The organism is Mucilaginibacter defluvii, assembly GCF_039543225.1.
GTDB lineage: Bacteria > Bacteroidota > Bacteroidia > Sphingobacteriales > Sphingobacteriaceae > Mucilaginibacter > Mucilaginibacter defluvii.
Genome location: NZ_BAABJI010000002.1, coordinates 635,123 through 655,527 on the forward strand (window position 1 = coordinate 635,123; position 20,405 = coordinate 655,527).

Annotated in this window: 18 protein-coding genes; 5 read left to right on the plus strand and 13 right to left on the minus strand. The window is 44.1% G+C overall.

The features are described from left to right. Window positions 1-92: 92 nt before the first annotated feature. The 3 genes from ABD960_RS09055 to ABD960_RS09065 form a co-directional block, all read right to left on the minus strand. Complete coding sequence (locus tag ABD960_RS09055) at window positions 93-647, minus strand: RNA polymerase sigma factor (RefSeq protein ID WP_345330803.1); 555 nt, start codon at window positions 645-647, stop codon at window positions 93-95. Window positions 648-720: 73 nt separating this feature from the next. Continuing rightward, window positions 721-2,100 (minus strand): S41 family peptidase, encoded by a 1,380-nt coding sequence (locus ABD960_RS09060; protein WP_345330805.1) that lies wholly within the window; start codon window positions 2,098-2,100, stop codon window positions 721-723. Between the two features lie 534 nt (window positions 2,101-2,634). Beyond that, the gene (locus tag ABD960_RS09065; RefSeq protein ID WP_345330808.1) at window positions 2,635-4,692 is read right to left on the minus strand and encodes an amidohydrolase; all 2,058 of its coding nucleotides are present in this window, start codon (window positions 4,690-4,692) and stop codon (window positions 2,635-2,637) included. 413 nt (window positions 4,693-5,105) lie between these two features. Here ABD960_RS09065 and ABD960_RS09070 point away from each other — a divergent pair, with 413 nt between their 5' ends. After that, window positions 5,106-5,684, plus strand: a complete 579-nt coding sequence (locus ABD960_RS09070; RefSeq protein ID WP_345330810.1) for a Crp/Fnr family transcriptional regulator — start codon at window positions 5,106-5,108, stop codon at window positions 5,682-5,684. A 472-nt stretch (window positions 5,685-6,156) separates the two neighbouring features. On the opposite strand, the gene ABD960_RS09075 is transcribed toward ABD960_RS09070, so the two are convergent. From ABD960_RS09075 to ABD960_RS09120, 10 genes are all read right to left on the minus strand, one after another. Next, window positions 6,157-6,483 carry an SDR family NAD(P)-dependent oxidoreductase gene (locus tag ABD960_RS09075; protein ID WP_345330813.1) on the minus strand — a complete coding sequence of 109 codons (327 nt, stop codon included), beginning with the start codon at window positions 6,481-6,483 and terminating at the stop codon, window positions 6,157-6,159. A 237-nt stretch (window positions 6,484-6,720) separates the two neighbouring features. Continuing rightward, a complete protein-coding gene (locus tag ABD960_RS09080) occupies window positions 6,721-7,299 on the minus strand; it encodes a Crp/Fnr family transcriptional regulator (protein WP_345330815.1) in 579 nt (192 codons plus the stop codon). 193 nt (window positions 7,300-7,492) lie between these two features. Then, window positions 7,493-8,107 carry an amidohydrolase family protein gene (locus tag ABD960_RS09085; RefSeq protein ID WP_345330817.1) on the minus strand — a complete coding sequence of 205 codons (615 nt, stop codon included), beginning with the start codon at window positions 8,105-8,107 and terminating at the stop codon, window positions 7,493-7,495. 289 nt (window positions 8,108-8,396) lie between these two features. Beyond that, on the minus strand, window positions 8,397-9,350 hold the full coding sequence (locus ABD960_RS09090) for a pepsin/retropepsin-like aspartic protease family protein (RefSeq protein WP_345330819.1): 954 nt from the start codon (window positions 9,348-9,350) through the stop codon (window positions 8,397-8,399). A gap of 35 nt (window positions 9,351-9,385) precedes the next feature. Beyond that, window positions 9,386-11,053 (minus strand): FAD-dependent oxidoreductase, encoded by a 1,668-nt coding sequence (locus tag ABD960_RS09095; protein WP_345330821.1) that lies wholly within the window; start codon window positions 11,051-11,053, stop codon window positions 9,386-9,388. Window positions 11,054-11,083: 30 nt separating this feature from the next. After that, a complete protein-coding gene (locus ABD960_RS09100) occupies window positions 11,084-12,481 on the minus strand; it encodes an ATP-binding protein (protein ID WP_345330823.1) in 1,398 nt (465 codons plus the stop codon). Window positions 12,482-12,552: 71 nt separating this feature from the next. Beyond that, window positions 12,553-13,437, minus strand: coding sequence for a pirin family protein (locus ABD960_RS09105; protein WP_345330825.1), 885 nt, complete (start codon window positions 13,435-13,437; stop codon window positions 12,553-12,555). Between the two features lie 18 nt (window positions 13,438-13,455). Then, window positions 13,456-14,511: an LLM class flavin-dependent oxidoreductase gene (locus ABD960_RS09110; protein WP_345330827.1), complete on the minus strand. Its 1,056-nt coding sequence runs from the start codon at window positions 14,509-14,511 to the stop codon at window positions 13,456-13,458. A 77-nt stretch (window positions 14,512-14,588) separates the two neighbouring features. Continuing rightward, window positions 14,589-15,503 carry a pirin family protein gene (locus tag ABD960_RS09115; RefSeq protein ID WP_345330829.1) on the minus strand — a complete coding sequence of 305 codons (915 nt, stop codon included), beginning with the start codon at window positions 15,501-15,503 and terminating at the stop codon, window positions 14,589-14,591. A gap of 43 nt (window positions 15,504-15,546) precedes the next feature. Next, window positions 15,547-16,200, minus strand: coding sequence for a hydrolase (locus ABD960_RS09120; protein WP_345330831.1), 654 nt, complete (start codon window positions 16,198-16,200; stop codon window positions 15,547-15,549). A 436-nt stretch (window positions 16,201-16,636) separates the two neighbouring features. On the opposite strand from ABD960_RS09120, the gene ABD960_RS09125 reads away from it, so the two are divergent. The 4 genes from ABD960_RS09125 (at window position 16,637) to ABD960_RS09140 (ending at window position 19,763) form a co-directional block, all read left to right on the plus strand. Beyond that, entirely contained in the window at window positions 16,637-17,221 is a 585-nt protein-coding gene (locus tag ABD960_RS09125; RefSeq protein ID WP_345330833.1) for a Crp/Fnr family transcriptional regulator, read from the plus strand. A 483-nt stretch (window positions 17,222-17,704) separates the two neighbouring features. Beyond that, the gene (locus ABD960_RS09130) at window positions 17,705-17,917 is read left to right on the plus strand and encodes a GNAT family N-acetyltransferase (RefSeq protein WP_345330835.1); all 213 of its coding nucleotides are present in this window, start codon (window positions 17,705-17,707) and stop codon (window positions 17,915-17,917) included. A gap of 5 nt (window positions 17,918-17,922) precedes the next feature. Beyond that, a complete protein-coding gene (locus ABD960_RS09135) occupies window positions 17,923-18,351 on the plus strand; it encodes an OsmC family protein (protein ID WP_345330837.1) in 429 nt (142 codons plus the stop codon). A gap of 44 nt (window positions 18,352-18,395) precedes the next feature. Next, a complete protein-coding gene (locus ABD960_RS09140) occupies window positions 18,396-19,763 on the plus strand; it encodes an alginate export family protein (protein WP_345330839.1) in 1,368 nt (455 codons plus the stop codon). Window positions 19,764-20,405 lie beyond the last annotated feature (642 nt).

Genomic DNA, 20,405 nt, shown 5'->3' on the forward strand with positions numbered 1-20,405 from the left:
GTTGGCCGATTACAATGATATATACAGTAAAACTAAAGGGTAAGGGGGGCTGTATGTAATAAAATATTTTCCGGGCGCAAAGAGCATGGCGGCTATAAATACTCTCCGGATTGATTGAGTATCGCTAATTTTTTTGTTGCCTTACTGATATGGTCTTTTACAGTTTCTTTTCCGATTGCAAGCTCATTTGAAATTTCACTATAAGACAAGCCCGCCACTTTAGACATTAAAAACACCTTCCTTCTTTTCTCTGGGAGTAATGATTGACTTGTTTTTATCAGGGAGTTAAGGTCCATCCGCGTATAAATATCTTCGTGTTTCACTGCCTGGTCACCTTGTTTACAGTGATCAATATATTCTGATTGCATTTTTCTTTCTTTTGCCAACTCCTGCAACCAGTTATAAAAAATACTACGTGCTATCTTATTCAGATACTTTTTGATTCCCTGTTCCTGGTCGATATTGCTACGATACTTCCAAAGGCGCATAAACGCATCTTGAACCAACTCTTCAGTTATTTCTTGCGAACGTGTATTTTGATAGAAATAAAGCCAAACGTTACGGCTCAACAACGTAAAGATCTGATCAAAGGCCTTTTCATCACCTTCTATAAATCTTTTGACCGTATTTATTTCTAAACTTTCCATAAGTAGATGCCTTATTACATCAAAGTTATCTATATTGAGTGCTGCCTTTAATTAATTTCATGTTATAAATGTGTTAATTGATGTTTCTTAAGACGGCTTTATCTATCCTTACATCTGCTGAATTTTTATCGATACTCTGCCTTGAGTTATAAAGTAAACGTCTTACAGCAGGTTTAGTAGCCATATCATCACTATTTGAACTTCCGTTGATTCTGGCTAAGGCACTTTTAATAAGCGGATCGTCAGACCTACCAAACGGAACTATTGTTTCACTGAATTCATCTGTAGCTATATCAGGCGCTAAACCTAAATTATAATCACCCTCACCCCTGCTATTATATAACTTAAAAATCATCGGCTCAATACTCCAATTATTATATTTTTCAGGGTTATTGTCTTTTATCGTAAAGGATGCCATATCCTTTCCTAATGTAGTGCCACCGATCTGGATAACACTTATCCATGGCCTCAAACCTTTTATCAGAAACTCTGCCGCTGAACCCGTGTGCGGCCCGGTCAGGATAAACACCCGGTTTAGCTGTAGCCGCATTGCACTCAGTTCATCAAAGGTTAACGAATAGCCGGGTGAAATAAGCGAGATGGTTTTTCCAAAAGTTTCCCGGTGTATACCGGCATTAGCATTGCCCCTGTATTCTACAAAAACATCACTTGGGTTAACATTGGCAATTGCTGCGGAAAGCGCCGCACAAACGCCAATATCACCTCCCGGGTTATACCTTACATCGATGATCAGTTCTGTTGCGTTTTTGCTCTTGAAATCAGCAAAGGCTTCCTGAAGATCATACTTAGACCGGCCCTCAAAGGAGTTATAAAATAGATATGCAACCTTTTTAGCATTACTATCAAATGTTTTATGAAGATATACTGAGTTTTCGCTGATAAGTTCAGCACCGAGCGTTATATTGCCCTTATTTTCTACATCAAGGCTGATAGAACGTTGTGCAATTGCGGATTCTATCAGGCCTTCAATATTATTGCCGGATGGCGATGTTTCGTTAATAGTTTTCAGCACATCTCCTCTTTGCAATCCAATTGCCTGGGCTTTGGTTCCAGGAACAACAAGCACCACAAAGGTTTTGACTACGCCTGAACTTTCCCGGAAAACAGCCAGGTCAAAACCGAAATTACGAACAAGAGAAGGGTAATAGCTCTCTCGAATTGCAGGATTGGTAAGCCTTGAAAACCGGTCGCCTGAGTGTTTGATCGACGAAAAGAACTGAAGTGGCTGCTGATTAAGATTAGGGTTTGACGGAAGTATACTATTCCAATAATAATAAACTTTCATACTATCCATTACCCAATCATTTATATACTCATTACTTCCGGAAGGGTAATTTGGATTTTTACCTTCCTTTTTGCAAGCGCTTTGAATTATAAAAATTAACAGAAAGAAAGGTATAGTTCTTTGCAGAAATCCGCTGTATGGTCTCATAACTTATCGGATGAAAGTGTATATCAAAGCTAGTTCATTAATGTTAACAGTATATTAATGAAAAAATTAGAAAAAAAACAATATCGAATTAGCTTGGAAATAGAGGATTTGAACCCTCGATCTTTTTCGATCCTTTTTATAAATTATAATACATTCAGTATCTACATTATAACTTATAAAAGACATAAAAAAACCGAACTTTCAGGTTCGGTTCTCTTAGCGGTGAGGAAGGAATTAACACCTTTTTTTAAATGCTGATAGACAATCATTTACATTATTTTTTAACGTCGCCACCAATGTCACACTGTTTTTTTCAAAACTGCAAACTAGTTATTAATATTACTATATTTTCTCACACAAATCTATTAATTAACAAATTTCTCAGTTGGAAACTTAACGCAAGTTTGTTGAATTTTGGAACTATCGAACTTATATAAGCATCTAAAAGTGCTATTAGTAACAACACTATTCCAAAGTAAAATTCACAAATAAATGTCCATATCTATTGGCTTGCAACGCTCCAGATCATGATGATCAATCCTTGTTGTTATAAAACCCACCATAATATCTGAATGGCGACCATAGCGGAAGCGTTTCAGGCAACTTAGGAGACAGATTTTTAAACTCATCCGCGCCAAACACTACTCTCCCATTTACGACTGTCAATGAAGATGAGATCGTCTTTATTTCATCATCCGGAATGGTGAAATAATCTTTATTGAGTATGACGAAGTCTGCCAGATTACCCGGAATGATCTTTCCCATCTCTCTCTCGTTATCTTCGAACCAGGTTGGCGCTACTGTAAACAATTTCAACGCTTCTTCCCTTGTTAAACGATTGTTTTTTGCCAGCACTTCCATACCCGATATTGACTTCCCAGTGGTCATCCAGCTTATGCCTATCCATGGATTAAAAGAGGCTACCCTAAATGCATCGGTCGTCATCGTTAGCGGAACTCCACTGTGATATAACTCCCGCAATCTCGGAGTTTGTGAAGCTTTTTCCGCTCCATAGGTTTTTACAAATGCCTCACCATGCATGGCCAGCTTTGTATCCAGCGCGATACCTCCACCCAGTCTTTTTACCCTGGCAGCGTTCTCCAAAGAAATCGTTTCGGCATGTTCAATGCTCCAGCGTAAACCGTCAAACGGAGTCTTTTTGTTTATCTCCTCAAGTTCGTCAAGAAATGGGGTGATATTTTCATCATAGCTGATGTGCATGCGAAAAGGGATACCCCGCTCAACAAGCTTGGTAATGTCCTCTCTGATGTAACGGCGCATTGAATCCTTATTGATAATCACTGCCGGCCTGTCGAAGTTCTCGTGATCGTGAAGTTCCATTCTAAGCAGTTCGCCGGCACCTTCATATTCATGACCATGTGCCATAGTCTGGTGCAGGTTCTCTCCCGGACTAACCGGTGATTTTTTAGTTACAGCGTTTATTTCTGCGTCGACAAGGCTGCCACTGCTAGCATCTCCGAACTGAAGATCGATGAATGGCATTCTTACATTCAAACGATTTTCCTTTACAAGCTGCTTTATCGGGGTATGACCATTAGGATGGCCAATCAAAGCGGCCCCATCAAGGGCTGTCGTCACGCCAAACCGGTTCAGACTATTAATTACATTGGTTATGGAACTAAGCTGTTCTTCATAAGAAGGTTGTGGCACCATCGATTCTAAAGAAATGAACGTAAACGTATACCCTTCAACAATTCCGGTATAGTTCCCTTTTTTATCTTTCTCGAAAACCGTACCTGGCAATGCCGGAAATTTACTGGTGCCTACCCCGAAAGCCTTCATTGCCATATCATTCAAATATGCCCGGTTGTAAGCATACTGTACGATGGCCGGCCGGTTCGGAACGGCCTTCCGTATCTCTTCAATGGTTGGCAAACGGTTTTCCTTGAACTGGTATGGCGACCAACCGCCGATCACCTTTACCCATTGCCCTTCTGGTGTCCGTTTTGCCTGCTCACTTAACATTTCCAGGGCGCGCCGCAATGTCGGTACGCCTTCCCATCTGACGTTGTAATTGTAACTCCTGTCATTTAGAATATGGATGTGGGCATCATTGATGCCGGGTATGAGGCGTTTGCCGCTTGCATCGATCACCTTAGTGTCGTTTCCTTTAAGATTTAAGATCTCTTTATTGGTACCAACAGCATATATCTTGCCCCGTTTGACCGCGAGTGCTGAAGCTTGGGGTTTGGTCAGGCTTCCCGTAGTAATCTTAGCGTTGAATACGATCATATCCGCGCCGGTTTGTTGTTCAGCCGATTGCGCTCTGCCCTGTACAATCCATATTAAAGATATGGCCAGCGCCATTAGTCCTCTCATAGTTTGATATTTGAGCCTCTCTTTATTTGTTAAAGTTGTTATGCAGGCGAAATTTTTAAATTTACTTGGCTGCATATTCCGCACCTTGAACACCTTTTCAGTTTTTGCAAGTAATGAGGTCGAATTGATTTCCGCGATCGGAACATGATTGTTCGAGCTTGTAAATTGTGACAAGTGATTACAAATCGGAATAAGGACACCGTTCCCTATAAATAGCAGGCCCTCAAGCCTTCTTTTCTGTTTGTTTGACATGTGTTGTAGTTGTATGATTTAAAATGTTTTTCCGACTATTCAATGAACGTGAGCTACAGCGTTGGTCTAACAGCAGTCTGACAACTTTTTTGCCGTTCACGTTATCGCCAGATGCCTGCAGGTGTGCGGTTTGCGGAAGTGCCGGCTCTACTATATTGTTTGAAAGCTATCAGTTCATTGACATGGCAAATTTGAATGATAAAACGTTTACGGAAAGATGACCTTTGTAGGGAAATGATGTCGACAAATATCTATTGATTCAAAAAAATTGGACGCTATAACCACCTTTCATTTGATAAATGATTGTTTATAGCCATGTTAAATACGGTAAGAAAAGCTGGTATGAAGAAAATTTTTGATATATACTATATTTGCACAATCACCAACAACATATTATTTATAAAGGAGTGGCAATGCACGACGTTTTCATACGTTATTTAAAACAATATTCATCGACCCCGCTTTCGGACGAGGATGTAGCACTGATCAAAAAAACTTTCATTCCGTTCAGGTTGAGGAAAAGGCAATTTCAACTGCAGGCCGGCGATCATTGTAAACATTTCGCATTTATTGTTAAGGGCGCAATGAGGATGTATTCGGTCGACGATCGAGGGGTCGAACATATCGTTCGTCTTGGAGTGGAGGATTGGTGGATGGGCGATCGTGAAAGTTTTGTGAATCAAACGCCAAGCCGTTATCACATCGATGCATGGGAACATTGTGAATTACTTTATATTACGAAGGACGGCGTCGATACGTTGCAAAAAATGGTGCCCGCATATGGTGAAATGAGGATCAAACTTGATGAGCGAAATATTATGGCCAATAATCATCGGCTGACCTCTGCAATCAGCTTAACTGCAAATAAGCGTTTTTCGGATTTTGTTACGTGTTATCCTGAGTTGAACAGACGATTTCCACAACATGTTATCGCCTCTTATATTGGTGTCAACAAAGATACACTCAGCAGAGTAAAACGCCAGGGAGGCTGAGCAAGTAATAAAATCGCCGGATGAGAGTTCAAGGCTTTGCGCGATGACATTCCAGCCATAGCCATGTGCATTGATAGCGTTAGCCAGCATAGTCCAGCTTCTTCCAAATCAAAACTAATCGGAAATTATTCTCCGTCGTGGCTTCATTGATCAGCTATCCCATCCCTAGTGGATATTTATTCCCGACGGTATATGAATGACTACCCGGAATGACTCACCGGCAGCGAAGAACAATTGCTCATCCAGCTTAACCGGATAATAATTTGCTTTTGTTGCCCAAACATGAAACTCCTGGGCGTAAAACAGATTTTCACCCTTAGGGCATTCCCCCGCTTTTATAAACTTCCGCTATAACCGAGCCGTTTCTGTTATTAACACTAAAAAAGGCAACAACATTGGTCAGGTTAAAGGCATTAGGGTTGTTAACAATGAATTTTGCGATGAATTGGGCAACTTTGAATACCAAACACGTTTACATCAAAAACCTTTTTCCAGTCTTCTGCCGTAAAGGATTCCTGCCAACGGTCCCGATCCCGGCATTATTGATCAAAATATCTATGCCCCCCATGTGAGAGGCCGCAGTTCCGCCCCCTGTTACAACGCTTTCATCGTTAGTGACATCGATCTCAATAACAAAAACACCTTTTCTCCGCAATTCCTCAGAAGCTCGTTTATTTCTTCCTTCCGCATCGCGAAGTGCTCCGGTGATCCTGTAACCTTCCTCAATTAACGCATCTATGATGACCATGCCAAAACCGTCTGACGCGCCGGTGATCAGTACTTTGTTCAAATTACTCATGGTTTGTTTTTTTTAAGACAGATTTATGTTTCGCAAAAAGCGAGAACTTCATTTATATCTTCCGATTTTTATTTTTTGATAAGAGAGCAAGTCTGATCAACAGTGATTAATTGAACACTCATTTCGCTCTTGGCGGACGCAAATAATTTGCATAGCGTTGATTTTTATCGCCATGAATTAGAAAGCAAGGTCGGGTAGCAAAAACAGGTCCCCAGGTACGGCGGAAAAAGATGTCTCCTAAAACGTCTGCCTTTTCAATCTGCTTAGTGTCTCTTTTGTCACACCCAGATAGGAAGCAATAAAATGCTGGGGAAACCTTTGAAGAAAATGCGGATGTCTGTTTATGAATTGCAGGTAACGCTCTTCTGCCGTGGTGCATATCATGGAGTTTAATCTTTTATGCAATCCTATAACGTGCCGATCATCCATGACACGTAACATCTGAACAATCGCAGGGATCTCTTCAGCCAGCAAATAGAAGTCCTTAACCGTTATAATGAGCATTTCTGTGTCTTCCCAAGCCTGAATATTATATTCCGACGGCTCCGACCTCGTGAGGCTTGCACGGTCGTCCGCCCAGTAATTTTCAATGTAAAGCTGAACGATCTTTTCATTACCCTTGTCATCCACGCAAAATTGACGCATTGCACCTTTAGTGATAAATGCCGTATACTTTCCTAAATCACCAGCTCTTTGCAGGTATTGCCTTTTGCGCAACATTTTAGGATGAACTTTACTCTTGATCAACTCGATCTCTGAGACGCTTAACTTAAAACCTGAATATTCTTCAATATAATCAATGAGTTTTTGATACATTTATTAAGACCCCTTTACCACCGTAATTTACTAAATAATAACGAAATTCTGATGTACAGTCCTACCGTACCTGTTCTTTTAATATCCTAATGCAGCAAAAGTTTTGATTCAACTTCTGCCACGTCATTTTAGGACGTTTTATATCTTGTCCCGGTCCCGGTATTATTGTGGGACTTCAGGTATTTTTACTGTTTCAAAGTGATATCCGCCAAAAATTTTCATTGGTGACCATGGTCGGTCGGTCAAAGTTTTCATGGTCATGACCTTCCGCGCGAAGTACTTCGCCCGTACCCTCATATTCATACCCATGCTCCATGTCCGGATGTAGATTCTGTCCGGGGCTTAGTGGAGATATCTTGGTGATCCTTTCTATTTCGGTGTCCGCCCAGATTTTGTTTGGATCATAGCTAAACCCAAGATCAGCGAACGGAAAGCGGATATTCAGTTTGTTATCTTTGATCAGCATCTGGAGCGACCTATGCCCTTCCGGATAACCTATAAGACTTGAATTATCGATGACTGTAGTAAGCCCGAAACGGTTGAGGTCATTAATCAGATAGCTGAATAAACTCACTTCCTCTTCTAAGTTCGACTGTGGCAACATGCCACCCATCAGGTGAAACTGAAAAGTATAGCCGTCCACAATACCGATAAAATTTCCGTTTTTATCTTTTTCAAGCACAGTTCCAGGTAGCACGTTGAATTTTTTGGTCCCGAGACCAAAGAACTTGATGGCCGGTGTATTGAGCCAGGCGCTGTTATAGGCATATTGAATATATAGCGGCTTGTTAGGGACAGCTTTATTCAATATGTCGCACATTATTGCTTCATTCAGATCAATCTCAACTTCAATTAATGCGTCACCCTGAATTAATCAGATGTTCGGCTACAGTTTGTTCCAATTTTTTCCTTGAGTCTGTATTCAGGCTTAATATCCGCCACCCAATCGTCGCCCAGCCTGGCCTTGCTGAAACCTAGTATATTGTCGACCATGGCCGCCATTGTATAACCGGACGATTAATAGTTCCTTTTTTTTGATACTGTCAATAAAAAAATTATACATTACTCTCTACAGCTTGATTTGTTTTTTAAATTGACTAGTATTCGAGAACGTAGATCTTTTTCTGACCATAGTCCCACACCGTTTTATATTGCGAGAGGAAGCGGAAACCGAACGTCATCAAATTGGCTGCCGTTAACCCGGCCTGCTTCCTGATTACCTGAGTCCCTTCGTAGGACACAGCTTCAACTCCTTTCATAGTAGCCTTGAGTTTTCCGTTTATCACGATATCTTTGATCGTCAGTAACGTATCACCACCGCTATCTGTACCGGATATAACAACAATACCTTTCTCATTAAGTCGCTTTGCAGATGCTTCGTCCAATTGCAGATAGCCGTTCTGGCCGGTATCAAACAGCCCTAAAACATTTACCCCGGCAATCTTTAGTTGAACATGAGGGTGATTCTCTAATTTGCCGATCTCAAAATCGATCACCGCCAGCACTTTCTCCCCCGTCAAAAAATCTTTAGATAAATATCGTTCCCGCTGTTTTTTGTAGAAGGTAATTTTTCTGTGGAGGTAGTCTATTTTGAATAGATAGTCTTTGAAGAAATCATATCCGATAAAGCCGGCAAAGTCGGGCGTGATGATCTTTAGTATAAAATCATAATTCCCACTCTTGATCTTTTCCAAATTACGGTAGGTGATACCATTAGTAAATTTTATCTCCCTGATCGTATCATTCATATTCGTTGTAAAGGTTTGTCCGCTACCAGTAACCCCACCCCCTGCGCTTTTTTTATTCGGCAATTGGACATAATTTTCATTAAGCATAATGGATGCCCCAAGCCCCGTATCGAACATAAATTTACCGGTAACGCCATTTATAGTTCCGGGGATAAAAGGATAACCATTCACAAGCACGATTGGAAAAGTGACGATGTCCCCCTGCAATTTCGGAGTCTTCAGCAGCACCTGTGCTTTAAGCGGAAAAGCGAAAAGGATTACGAATGAACCAGTCGACAACAACATGAATAACAAACGGAACATATCTGCCTCTTAATGAAATTTAAAAAAAACAACTACTATTTTACTTCTGCCAGGTATTTATGCACGAAACTAATTGCCATTGAACCTTCGCCGACCGCAGATGCCACGCGGTTCATGGCACCGGCCCTGACATCACCGGCGGCGAAGATCCCCGGACAACTCGTTTCTAGCAAATAGGGATCACGTTTTTGCTTCCATATTCTGGGATAATCGGACCGGCTTTTAAGGTCGCGCCCGGTTTCCAGAAAACCTTTGTCGTTTTTAATAATCCCCAGCCCTATCCAATCGGTAAATGGTTTAGCGCCGATAAAAATATAAAGCGCATCGGCTGAGACAGTTGTAGTATGTCCGGTTTTGAAGAACTTGATCTCCAGGCTTTCGAGCTTTTCGGATCCTTTGGCCGCAGTGATCTCCACCTCGGGCTTTACATGGATGTTATTCTCGGCAGCGATCTGATCTATGAGGTAAGCCGACATAGTAATGTCCAGGCTGGCTTTTCGGATCAGGATATATACATTCTTAGCGAATTTTGACAGGTACATTGCTGCCTGACCGGCCGAGTTTCCACCGCCGACAACGTAAACTTCCTTGTCTTTACAGGCAGTTGCCTCAGTCATCGCCGCACCATAGTAAACGCCCGCTCCCGTAAAATCTGCTATGCCGGGTGTATCAAGTTTGCGGTAGTCAACGCCGGTTGTGATGACGACACTCCTGGTAACGATATCTTCATTATCATCTAATACGAGCCTCTTGTAGCCATCTTGCTGTTCTATAGCCCGAACAGAACAGGGTGAGAGCACACTGGTTCCCAGGCGCATGGCTTGAGTCGTCGCTCGGCGGGTGAGTTCTGCGCCGCTCAATCCCGCCGGAAAACCCAGATAATTCTCTATGCGGGAACTGGTTCCTGCCTGACCGCCCGGAGCACGGCGCTCAATGAGCAGGGTTTTTAGTCCTTCTGAGGCCCCGTATACGCCCGCGGCCAGTCCAGCCGGACCTGCACCTATAATGACCACATCGTAGACATCCTCGCGTTCGTGCCTGGGGTTCAAACCGATACTTCCAGCGATTTCCGCTAAGCCGGGCTTGCTCAGGAAACTTCCATCCTCAAGAAATACGACCGGCAGGTCGGCTTCAGTCAATCCATTATTTTTTAATAAATTTCGCCCTTCCTGTTCTGATTGTACATCCAGCCACTGATAAGGAACCAGGTTACCGGCCAGAAAATCCTTAATCTCGTGGGAGCTTTGAGAATACTGGTAACCTACGAGCTTAATTCCTTTGAATACCGGATGATAATCGCATTGCCAGTCATGCAGCAGTTCGTCAATTACAGGAAAAAGCTTTTCTTCAGGCGGATCCCATGGTTTTACCAGGTAGTAGTCCAATTTTACTTCATTGATCGCTTTGATCGCGGAATCTTTATCAGAATAAGCGGTAAGCAGCGCCCTTTTCGCCTCGGGGAAATAACGCATAGCTTGCGCTAAAAATTCCACACCCTGTATCTCGGGCATACGCTGATCGGACAATAGTAAAGCGACAGCTTCACCCTTATTACTCATTTCCAGCAGACTCTCGAGTCCTTCCCTGACCGATGTGGTGCTCAACACGCGGTAACGGTCACGATACCGGTTCTTCAGGTCACGCGTTATTGCCCTTAACACCTGTGTGTCATCATCTATACAAAATATGATTGGTAGACTCATATGATCAAAAATTTAGAGGTTAAAAACTAATTATCCATTAATCGGAAATTCTACAATAAGGTCCGTTTGCCCCGGACGGGATTGTACCTTAACTGCACCTTTGTGCTGTTTTACGATCCGCATCACTACATCCAAACCCAGCCCGGTGCCCTTGCCGATTTCTTTGATTGTAAAAAAGGGGTCGAATATCCGGGTTTTGATGTTTTCCGGGATACCCGGCCCATTATCTGATATGATTACCCGCACACAATCTTTCGCCCGGCCGGTCGAAATGGTTAACTTACCATTTCCGTTGGGTTCCATTGCATCCAGTGCGTTATCAACAAGATTTGTCCAGACCTGGTTAAGTTCGCCGATCATCGCATTAACCTCCGGCAGGTCCAGGTCGAAATTCTCGACGATTTGTACATTACCATTTCTGATCTTGTGCTGCAGCATCTTCAATGTACTTTGTATACCCGTATGAATATCCACATACTGCTTTCCACGCCCCTGATCCATATGAGTGAAAGACTTGACTGCCCCGACCAGATCTGCTATACGCCCGGATGCTTCCTTTAAGTCGACTGAAATTTTTTCAGTTGCGAGCTGGCTGTTGATCCAGCGAAACATCGTTGGTATCGAAGCTGCCGGCAAGCGCGCTGCGATATCATTCAGATCCGAAGTACCTACGCCCAGTTCAACCAGGTTTTCAGTCAGATCAGCAGCGCAGGGTACCCTTTTCTCCGCAAGCCAGTCTGCCAGATCGTCTTCCAGTTCAGAACGGTCCATCATGCTCAGCACCGGTTTTTCATCGGGTGGAACGGATATTAATTTGTCAAGAAAAAAACTGATGTCTTCCGCCTTAAGTCCGAGGGAAATAACTTCTTTGAAAGCGTCCGGTACTAACTTGAGGTGTTCTAACAGGGATACAGATCCCCGAACCACCGCGGCGGCCGGATTATTGAGCTCGTGAGCAAGTCCGGCAGAGAGCTTCCCCAAAGCCATCATCTTTTCATTCTGCTGCTCAAAAGCAGTGTATTCACGGATGCGGTTGGCCATTACATGTACCAGGGCCTGCGTAAGACGGAAGTGCAACCGGATCATCTCATCGAGCAGTTCAAGAGGAAACTGCAAGTAGGTCAAATCTTCCAGGGCCTGAGGAAGTACATTAGCGATCTTTGCTCTTGAAAAAGGAAGGTTACCTCCAATAGCGCCGGATTCGTATATGCCCACTTCCTGCATTTCCGAACCAACAGGGATACATAACTTAACCTTCCCTGTCACAACCACAAATGGGCCCGGAAGGAGGTCACCTGGTCTGAAAATAGCGTCTCCCGCCGGCAATTCAATAACCTTTCCGCAGTCAATAAACCACTGCAGCTCATCATCAGGTACATCTTTTAAACTCTCTATGGCCTGCAAACATTTAACGGTTATATTTTTCATAAGCATATTGGTCCATCACTTTATGGTTAAGCTGTATGGATATTTTTTAAATGGTCGTCGAGATTTGTGAGCTATTGGCATTTTGATCGCTGTTTGTCGTAATTGATCTTACCGTATTCCCCATTATAGAAATCGCGGTAAGCAATAGCTGTGTCAAGTTTCGAGTTCATCACGAAGGGGCCATCGGCGAAGATGGGTTCCTGATAGGCTTCTCCGCCAAAGATCAGGTAATCGCATTCCTTCTGACATTTGTTCCTGATTTCGATGGTGCCTTCGTTCCTGTCAAACTCGATAAAGTCGCCGACATTGAAAATTTCATCGTTTATAACGCCTGGGAGTTCCGGCAGGTAAGCCGCTACCTCCATTTTGTCCGCGAAGTCCAATTTAAGGACAGCGTCTCCGACCAAGTGTATATGATATAAGAATTGTTCTGAGTAATTTGGGATTGGCGAGCTGAGCTCTTCGTATTTTCCCACGATCACTTTGATCCAGCCTTTTCCTTCCGAAAGTTCTTTTTGAGGCACGTCCTTACCTTCAATGGCTAAATATTCAGGCTTTTCCGCTTTGATAGAGGATGGTAAATTGATCCAGAACTGGAATCCATGAACGAGTTTCGAATCTGTTTTCGAATCGTAATTCAGTGTTTCATCATGAATGATACCATTACCGGCATTCATCCATTGTACCCCGCCAGAATGTACCTTGGCATAGTTCCCTGCACTGTCGAAATGTTCATCTTCGCCATTCAATATGTAACTCAGCGTGGCAATCCCCCGGTGAGGATGCGCGCCCGTTCCTTCTTTATTGATTTTTGTCTGAACCCTAGGCAGAATATGATCTAAAAACACGAATGGTCCTACGGCATCAGCATATCTGTTGGGCAGCACACGCGATATTTCCAGGTAGCCTATATCTGCTCTTTGTCCCTGGGTTGAAAAACTACTTCTCTTTTTCATTATATACGATCGTAGTGTTTAAATTTGTGTGGATTCGGATGATTGGTGAGATAGGTTTTCTTTTTGAATAAGCGGTTTAACCTTGCTCCCGATCAATTCAATAGACCGTAATAACTGCTGATGGCTAAGGCCGGCAATATCCATCTGGAATGTGAATACGTCAACACCGCCAAGTGCTTCGCTATGCCTCTTTAGTTTTTCCGCTACTGTTTCCGGACCACCTACAACTAAAACACCTCTCGGTGAAACGCCTGCATCTAATTGCGCTTTCGTTACAGGTGGCCAACCCCGTTCTTTACCGGCTTTAGTCCAGTTCTCGATATAACCGGGACCGTATTCGGCATAAGCGGACTCATCTGTGTCACCCACATAACCGGGTGAGTGCAATCCGACTTTCAATTCCTCCGGCTTGAATCCGGCCTCTGCGCCTGACTTTCGATACAGATCGACCAGCGGCCGGAAACGCTCGGTTTCACCGCCGATAACCGCCACCATTAACGGAAGCCCTAACATTCCGGCCCGTACGAATGACTGGGGTGTTCCGCCGGCGCCAACCCAAACAGGCAATTTCTGCTGTACCGGGCGCGGGTAGACCGGCTGGTTATGCAAAGCAGGCCTGAATTTTCCAGACCATGTAACAAACTCCTCATCCCGGATCTGGATCAGTAAATTCAGTTTTTCTTTGAAAAGAGCATCATAATCATTCAGGTCATAACCGAACAACGGGAATGCCTCTGTGGCGGAGCCACGGCCGGCGATGATCTCTGCCCGCCCCTTTGAAATGATATCAAGAGTGGCGAACTGTTGAAATACACGAACGGGATCTGATGTACTCAATACGGTTACCGCGCTCATTAAGCGGATCCTTTTGGTCCTTGCTGCCGCGGCAGCAAGTATTATTGCCGGTACTGAATCCAGATATTCTCTTTTGTGATGTTCACCGATACCGAAAACATCAAGTCCTGCCTGATCCGCAGCAACGATGCGATCCAGTAATTGTTCCATTGCCGCAACATTGCTTAATTCGTTATTGCCGTACCTTGCAGAGGCAAAACTGTCTATACCTATTTCCATTATTGTTGATATTTATTCATGGTTAGTATTGTCCTGTTCATTATTGGGAAACTAAAATTCTTCTCTCATTCCTATCGCTATGACAACGTGTTTGGTGCCGGCCCGCCGGACGGCTTTGAGCGATCCTCGGGCAAGGGTATATATTCGCTGTTGTCTGTAGGTGGAAGCTTGATCCTCCCCTGTATCCAATCTTCTTTTGCTTGTTCGATCCTTTCCCTGCTGCTGGAAACAAAGTTCCACCAGATGTAACGCTGGCCCAGATTTTCGCCGCCCAGCATCATTAACGTGCATTGCTCAGCGGCAATAATGACGGGGTCAACGCCCTTGCTGAACACCAGGAGCTGACCTGCCAGGTAAGCCTTACCATTTACAAGGACACTTCCATGAACAATGTAAACGCCTCTTTCCGCATACCCGGTGGGTATTCCAAACCTTGCGCCGGCTTTAAGAGCGACATGCATGTAAAATAGCGGCGAACTGGTTTTTACAGCGCTTTTCAGTCCGAATGCCTCACCAGCGATCAGGCGCATCCATATCCCGGCGTCCGTAAATATTGGTAACTGCTCCGGTTTATAATTATAGAAGGCGGGATCCGCTTCTTCATCTTTTTCGGGCAAAGCCACCCAGGTTTGTATCATTTCCAAGCTGCCACCGGCTCGTATCGCGGGATCTTCAAAACGCTCACTGTGGGCGATGCCTTTTCCCGCTGTCATCCAGTTCACTTCGCCTGGCTTAATAGCCTGTTCAACGCCCAGGGAGTCCCGGTGCATGATCTCACCGCTGAACAGGTAACTGACTGTTGACAAACCAATATGCGGATGAGGCAACACATCCAGATTGCTATGAACAGCATTTGGAATAGCAACCGGTCCGCCGTGGTCCATAAAAATAAACGGGCCCACCATACGGCGAAGCTGATAAGGCAGAAGACGTTTTACGACAAAACCGGGAATGATTTCTGCCTGGCGTGAGGCGATGACAATATCCAGCATAACATTTATTAATGAGTTTAACAGGAAAAGGAAAGGCAACCGTTTACTGTGCAGGTACCGGTGTATTCAACAATTGCTGCTCCCAGGCATACGCCACACCTGTTGCGCCGGTATGATCGATCATAAGTGGCACGAGCAGCGCTGCTGTATCCACACGCGCCCAGTCACGCTGCCATTCCGAGGTCACGGCTATCCAGTTGATGGGTGTGATGCCGTGCTGGACCATACGTCTGATGGCCATATCGTGCGCCTCTTTCGAAACTGCGCCGCATGCATCTGTGACAACAAAAACATCATAGCCTTCTGCTGCAGCTTGGATCGCAGGCATTGCTACACATACTTCGGTCCATAACCCTGCTATGATCAACTGTTTGCGGCCGCTTTTTTCTACTATATCGGTGACGTTTTTATCCTGCCAGGTATTAATCCATGTACGGTTGATCGGCTTTTGTTCCGGGAAAACATCCTGGATCTGCTTAATGAGGAAACCGCCGCGTTCTTCAACAACTGTGGTCAGAATGGTAGGGACATTAAAAGCCTTCGCCGCCTTGGCCAGTCCGGTCACCGCATTAACGACCATAGCAGGTTCGTGGCTGTTCAGATTAGAGAACTGAAAGGGCTGATGGTCGATCAGAACGACGATGCTGTCTTCCGGACGTAACAGGGCCTCAAGGCCTTTTTTTTGGATGTCTGACATGTTTTTATATTTAAGATATTGATGAATTATTCCGGTTTGCTGTCCGAGGGCTAAAGTATCGGACTTTCGGTATTGAGATTAATACAATCAGGTCTAACCGATCTATATTGGACCTGTAAATGATCAGCTATACTGCGGCGGCATGCAGACGAGCTCTTCGCGTTTCTCATATGATATAAATTGAAGTAGATGCGACAATTTTAAAAATATTGCCACAAAGAAAAAGATGATAATTGTTGCAAAATATCGTAGACATTCGTCTATGAAAAATTTAATAAATCGCGCTGATTATCTGCACATAAAATTTATAATTAATAGATATTCAAATAGTTAAAATTTTCATCGAGGCGGCGAATTGAAAATTGCGAGCATTTTATTTTATATTTACAAGTCTGCCTGTAATCTTTAAACACCTTTTGATAACCGAAGCACTCCTATGTATAACGCTTTCTTTGATTATTTAAAAAAATACAGTGCCACACCTCTTTCAGGTGAGGATAAAGCGATGATCAGAAGAAATTTTACGCCGTTCAAACTGAAGCGGAAAGAATACTTTTTACAGGCCGGCGATATCTGTATGGATTACGGTTTTGTAGTCAATGGGGCCATGCGGATGTATTCTGTGGATGATAAGGGACAAGAACATATTATCCGGCTGGGTCTCGAAGACTGGTGGATGGGCGACCGGGAAAGTTTTTTTAACCGTATCCCCAGCCGCTACAATATTGATGCGCTCGAACCCTGCGAACTGCTGGTCCTAAAAAGAGAAGGGGATGCTGAACTTATGGAAAAAGTTCCCGCATATACGGAAATGAAATTGAAGCTTGATCAGGCGGCCGAAATTGCTCATAACCGACGCCTTACTTCGGCGCTGTCAGACACTGCCGGCAAGCGTTATGCCGACCTTATCGAACGTTACCCGGCTTTTGCGGAGCGTTTTCCGCAACATATTATTGCTTCCTATCTGGGTGTCAATAAGGATACTTTAAGTCGCGTCAAGCGAAAGCTAAAGCTGAAATAACCCTTCCCTTTTGCTTTTTACTGAGGTAAAAGTAGACCTTTATCTACATCTTTTCTTTACAATTGTCATCTTTCTGATCAATTCCTTCTGTGGAAATTTGTTTGTCCGCGGTGGAACCACTGTCTCGTGCATCGCCCAGACGATGCCACGCTATTTCGTTCATTGAGCACGCGAACTAACATACCCATGAAAATAAATAAATTGCAGATTGAGGTACCAGACCCGGTTCTGGTTCGTGGAATTGATTTCTTCCCCGGTAAACTTTACCGGACAGCAACAAAAATAGCCAGCGCTACCGTGCCGTTGGAAAGTCGACGCGGGTGCCCGGCATGAACCCTGCACCGGGATCAATAACTCTTTTTGGATAACACATCTGTCATTTATCGATATCATCTACATAATTATGGAAAATACAAAAGTTGTTTTCAGGGACCGTGTCCATGGTGAGGTCCAGTTTTTTCGAACGAAGTTCTTGTTGGCAAAATGAGCCTCGCCATGACCGGCGGCAGACTTGCCGTTTTTCATACGGAGGTCTTTCCTGAGTTTGAAGGGAAAGGTTTCGCAAAATTATTGTTAAACGAACTGGTACGTTATGCAATTGAAAAGAACGTAAAGATCGTTCCGCTTTGCCCATACGTAAACGCCCAATTCCGGCGTCACCCATCCGAATACGAAAGTGTTTGGAGCAAAGACTGACATCAATGAAATACATACTGGAACATCCTGTTACGGGGCGCATTGGGACAGAGAAATTCCAGACCACAATTCACTGGCGGAATGGCATACTGATAACTGACGAACCTGAAAAAATCGGAGGGCAGGACCTCGGTCCGGATCCGTTTACCCTATTGCTGACCTCATTGGTCGCATGTACACTGGCGACTTTAAAGATGTACATCGATCACAAAGGACTGAACATTCCTGAAATACGCGTAGAGGCGAACATGTTTCAAAAGATCGGTAATGAAGGTGCATCCATGCAGATCGACCGATTGATCATCATTCCTGGCCTTGCAAACACAGAACTGCAGGAGCGGCTGATCCGAATAGCAGAAAGCTGCCCGATTTCAAAGATACTCAAAGCAAACGTAAGCATCGCTTCTGAGTTCAGTGGAATTGCCAGCCGATAATTGCCAACGAAAACATCTGCATATCTATTGAAACATATGGACCTATGAAACTTAAAACACTACTTATAATTCTTCTGCTATCGATCGTAAAACCGACCCTCGCACAAAACTTTAAGCTGCTCCGCTTCGACGAAGACTATTCAGGCATGAAAGACAGTGCCAAAACATTTTACAACAAACTAAAATACGTGCCGTTGTCAAACAACGGTAAAGCCTATGTTTCTTTTGGCGGTGAAATCCGTGCCGAAGTTGATAGGGCATTACACGAAGATTGGGGCGCCAGAGGCCTCGGCAGTGACGTTTTTCTGCTACAGCGATATCAGTTGCACGCCGACCTCCATTTAAGCGACAGGGTCAGGATCTTTGGCCAACTGCGAAGCGGACTCGAAAATGGGCGAAAGACCGGTCCGCGCCCTATAGACGAGGACCAGTTGAACGTCCAGAATCTATTTATCGACCTCATCCCTTATCAAAAGTTAGATAAAACGTTAACCATTCGTTTAGGCAGGCAGGAACTGCAATATGGCAGCGGACGACTGATCGATGTTCGCGAGGGACCTAACCTTCGCTGGTATTTCGACGGAGCAAAGGTCGCTTATTCATCCCCAAAATGGAATATGGATGCCTTTGCAGTGGTGAATGGCGGTGTTAAGACAGCTGTATTTGATAATCCTATTAACAGGAGGTCGAGTCTGTGGGGCGTTTATAGCGCACGCGCGGTGACCAGGATGTTCAATTTTGACATCTATTATCTGGGCATAGACCGCGCCGAATCCCGCTTTGATGAAGGAACTGCACATGAAACCCGTCATACGCTTGGTACCCGCGTATGGGCAACCGGCAAAACCTTGCTTTATAATTTCGAAATTGGTTATCAGCTTGGCAAGTTCGGCACTTCTGATATTCGCGCATGGGGCGGATCGATGGACATTGGGTACCGCTTGGCTGAGTTGAACGGCGCTCCGATAATAAAGCTACGAAGCGATTTCATTTCAGGTGATGACACCAAAGGCGATGGCAAACTCGGCTCCTTCAACGCCTTGTATGCGAACGGCGGTTATTTTGGTATGAACCCGCAGGCAGGTCCGGCTAATCTCCTTTCTCTTCACCCCAATGTCACCTGGAATCCGGGCAAAAAAGTATTGCTTTCTTTAGAAACGGTTTGCTACTGGCGACAGTCACTTCAGGACGGGATCTACCGTCCGGACGGTTCACTTAGTCTGGCTTCCTCAAATTCGAAGAGCCGTTATATAGGCACGGCCTATGTATCGACTGTATCCTGGCAGATTAGCAGATTCCTGACCTATAATGCAGGCGTGCAGTATTTCAAGACCGGGAATTTCATCAACGATGTGATCCGGCAGCACAAGGATGGTTTCTTTATCAGTTCATTAATAGCATTTAAATTCTAAGGGAAATGCATGAAAGCTACTTTTAGTACTGGGGTTTCTTTTTGTCGTATTGCTACTAATCATGCTCGCGCAAAAAATCCGCACTGCTTATCCGATCTTTTTGGTGATCTAATCCCTTAGATTGCTGTAAGTGTTGTTGTCAGATCGGCCGAACAAATATTTTCTGCTTCCGGACGGTAAGAAGGCAAAAAGTTTAGCTTGGTCAGAGTCCCGGCCAGCGGAAAAAAGATCGCCACTGCTTTATCCTTTGCTATAAACGGGAAAAGCATACGGTATGTACCGGTCAATAAATATCTTCTATGGCTGTTTGACCGGCCCTTGTATGTATGGTATGCGCGTGTTTTTTTGAGACGCAGGGGAAACTATTGATTAAGCGCTGCTATACGGATGATCAAACTGAAGTAATGCCCGATGAATCCGTTGGTATGTCAGGTTTTCAAAGGCACATTACAAGTTTAGTTAAATACCCGCCGGTGTGTTTTCTTGTGCCGTAATCGGACTTTTGCCGCGGTCTGTTCAGAGTCTCCGCGTTTACATAGACAAAACGCCGGTTCACATAATAAAGTTCAGCGTCAGCTGCACCGGACTTATTTTTGAGAAAGATTTGTTTCCAGGGGGCATCAGCCACAACGCGGGCACCTT

Excerpts from the sequence above, each read along its gene's own strand:
- ABD960_RS09125 (WP_345330833.1), top strand. The coding sequence starts at position 16,637 with ATGTATAACGCTTTCTTTGATTATTTAAAAAAATACAGTGCCACACCT.
- ABD960_RS09070 (WP_345330810.1), top strand. The coding sequence starts at position 5,106 with ATGCACGACGTTTTCATACGTTATTTAAAACAATATTCATCGACCCCG.
- ABD960_RS09100 (WP_345330823.1), bottom strand. The coding sequence starts at position 12,481 with ATGAAAAATATAACCGTTAAATGTTTGCAGGCCATAGAGAGTTTAAAA.
- ABD960_RS09060 (WP_345330805.1), bottom strand. The coding sequence starts at position 2,100 with ATGAGACCATACAGCGGATTTCTGCAAAGAACTATACCTTTCTTTCTG.
- ABD960_RS09055 (WP_345330803.1), bottom strand. The coding sequence starts at position 647 with ATGGAAAGTTTAGAAATAAATACGGTCAAAAGATTTATAGAAGGTGAT.
- ABD960_RS09105 (WP_345330825.1), bottom strand. The coding sequence starts at position 13,437 with ATGAAAAAGAGAAGTAGTTTTTCAACCCAGGGACAAAGAGCAGATATA.
- ABD960_RS09080 (WP_345330815.1), bottom strand. The coding sequence starts at position 7,299 with ATGTATCAAAAACTCATTGATTATATTGAAGAATATTCAGGTTTTAAG.
- ABD960_RS09110 (WP_345330827.1), bottom strand. The coding sequence starts at position 14,511 with ATGGAAATAGGTATAGACAGTTTTGCCTCTGCAAGGTACGGCAATAAC.
- ABD960_RS09140 (WP_345330839.1), top strand. The coding sequence starts at position 18,396 with ATGAAACTTAAAACACTACTTATAATTCTTCTGCTATCGATCGTAAAA.
- ABD960_RS09065 (WP_345330808.1), bottom strand. The coding sequence starts at position 4,692 with ATGTCAAACAAACAGAAAAGAAGGCTTGAGGGCCTGCTATTTATAGGG.
- ABD960_RS09130 (WP_345330835.1), top strand. The coding sequence starts at position 17,705 with ATGAGCCTCGCCATGACCGGCGGCAGACTTGCCGTTTTTCATACGGAG.
- ABD960_RS09135 (WP_345330837.1), top strand. The coding sequence starts at position 17,923 with ATGAAATACATACTGGAACATCCTGTTACGGGGCGCATTGGGACAGAG.
- ABD960_RS09075 (WP_345330813.1), bottom strand. The coding sequence starts at position 6,483 with ATGAGTAATTTGAACAAAGTACTGATCACCGGCGCGTCAGACGGTTTT.
- ABD960_RS09115 (WP_345330829.1), bottom strand. The coding sequence starts at position 15,503 with ATGCTGGATATTGTCATCGCCTCACGCCAGGCAGAAATCATTCCCGGT.
- ABD960_RS09090 (WP_345330819.1), bottom strand. The coding sequence starts at position 9,350 with ATGTTCCGTTTGTTATTCATGTTGTTGTCGACTGGTTCATTCGTAATC.
- ABD960_RS09095 (WP_345330821.1), bottom strand. The coding sequence starts at position 11,053 with ATGAGTCTACCAATCATATTTTGTATAGATGATGACACACAGGTGTTA.
- ABD960_RS09120 (WP_345330831.1), bottom strand. The coding sequence starts at position 16,200 with ATGTCAGACATCCAAAAAAAAGGCCTTGAGGCCCTGTTACGTCCGGAA.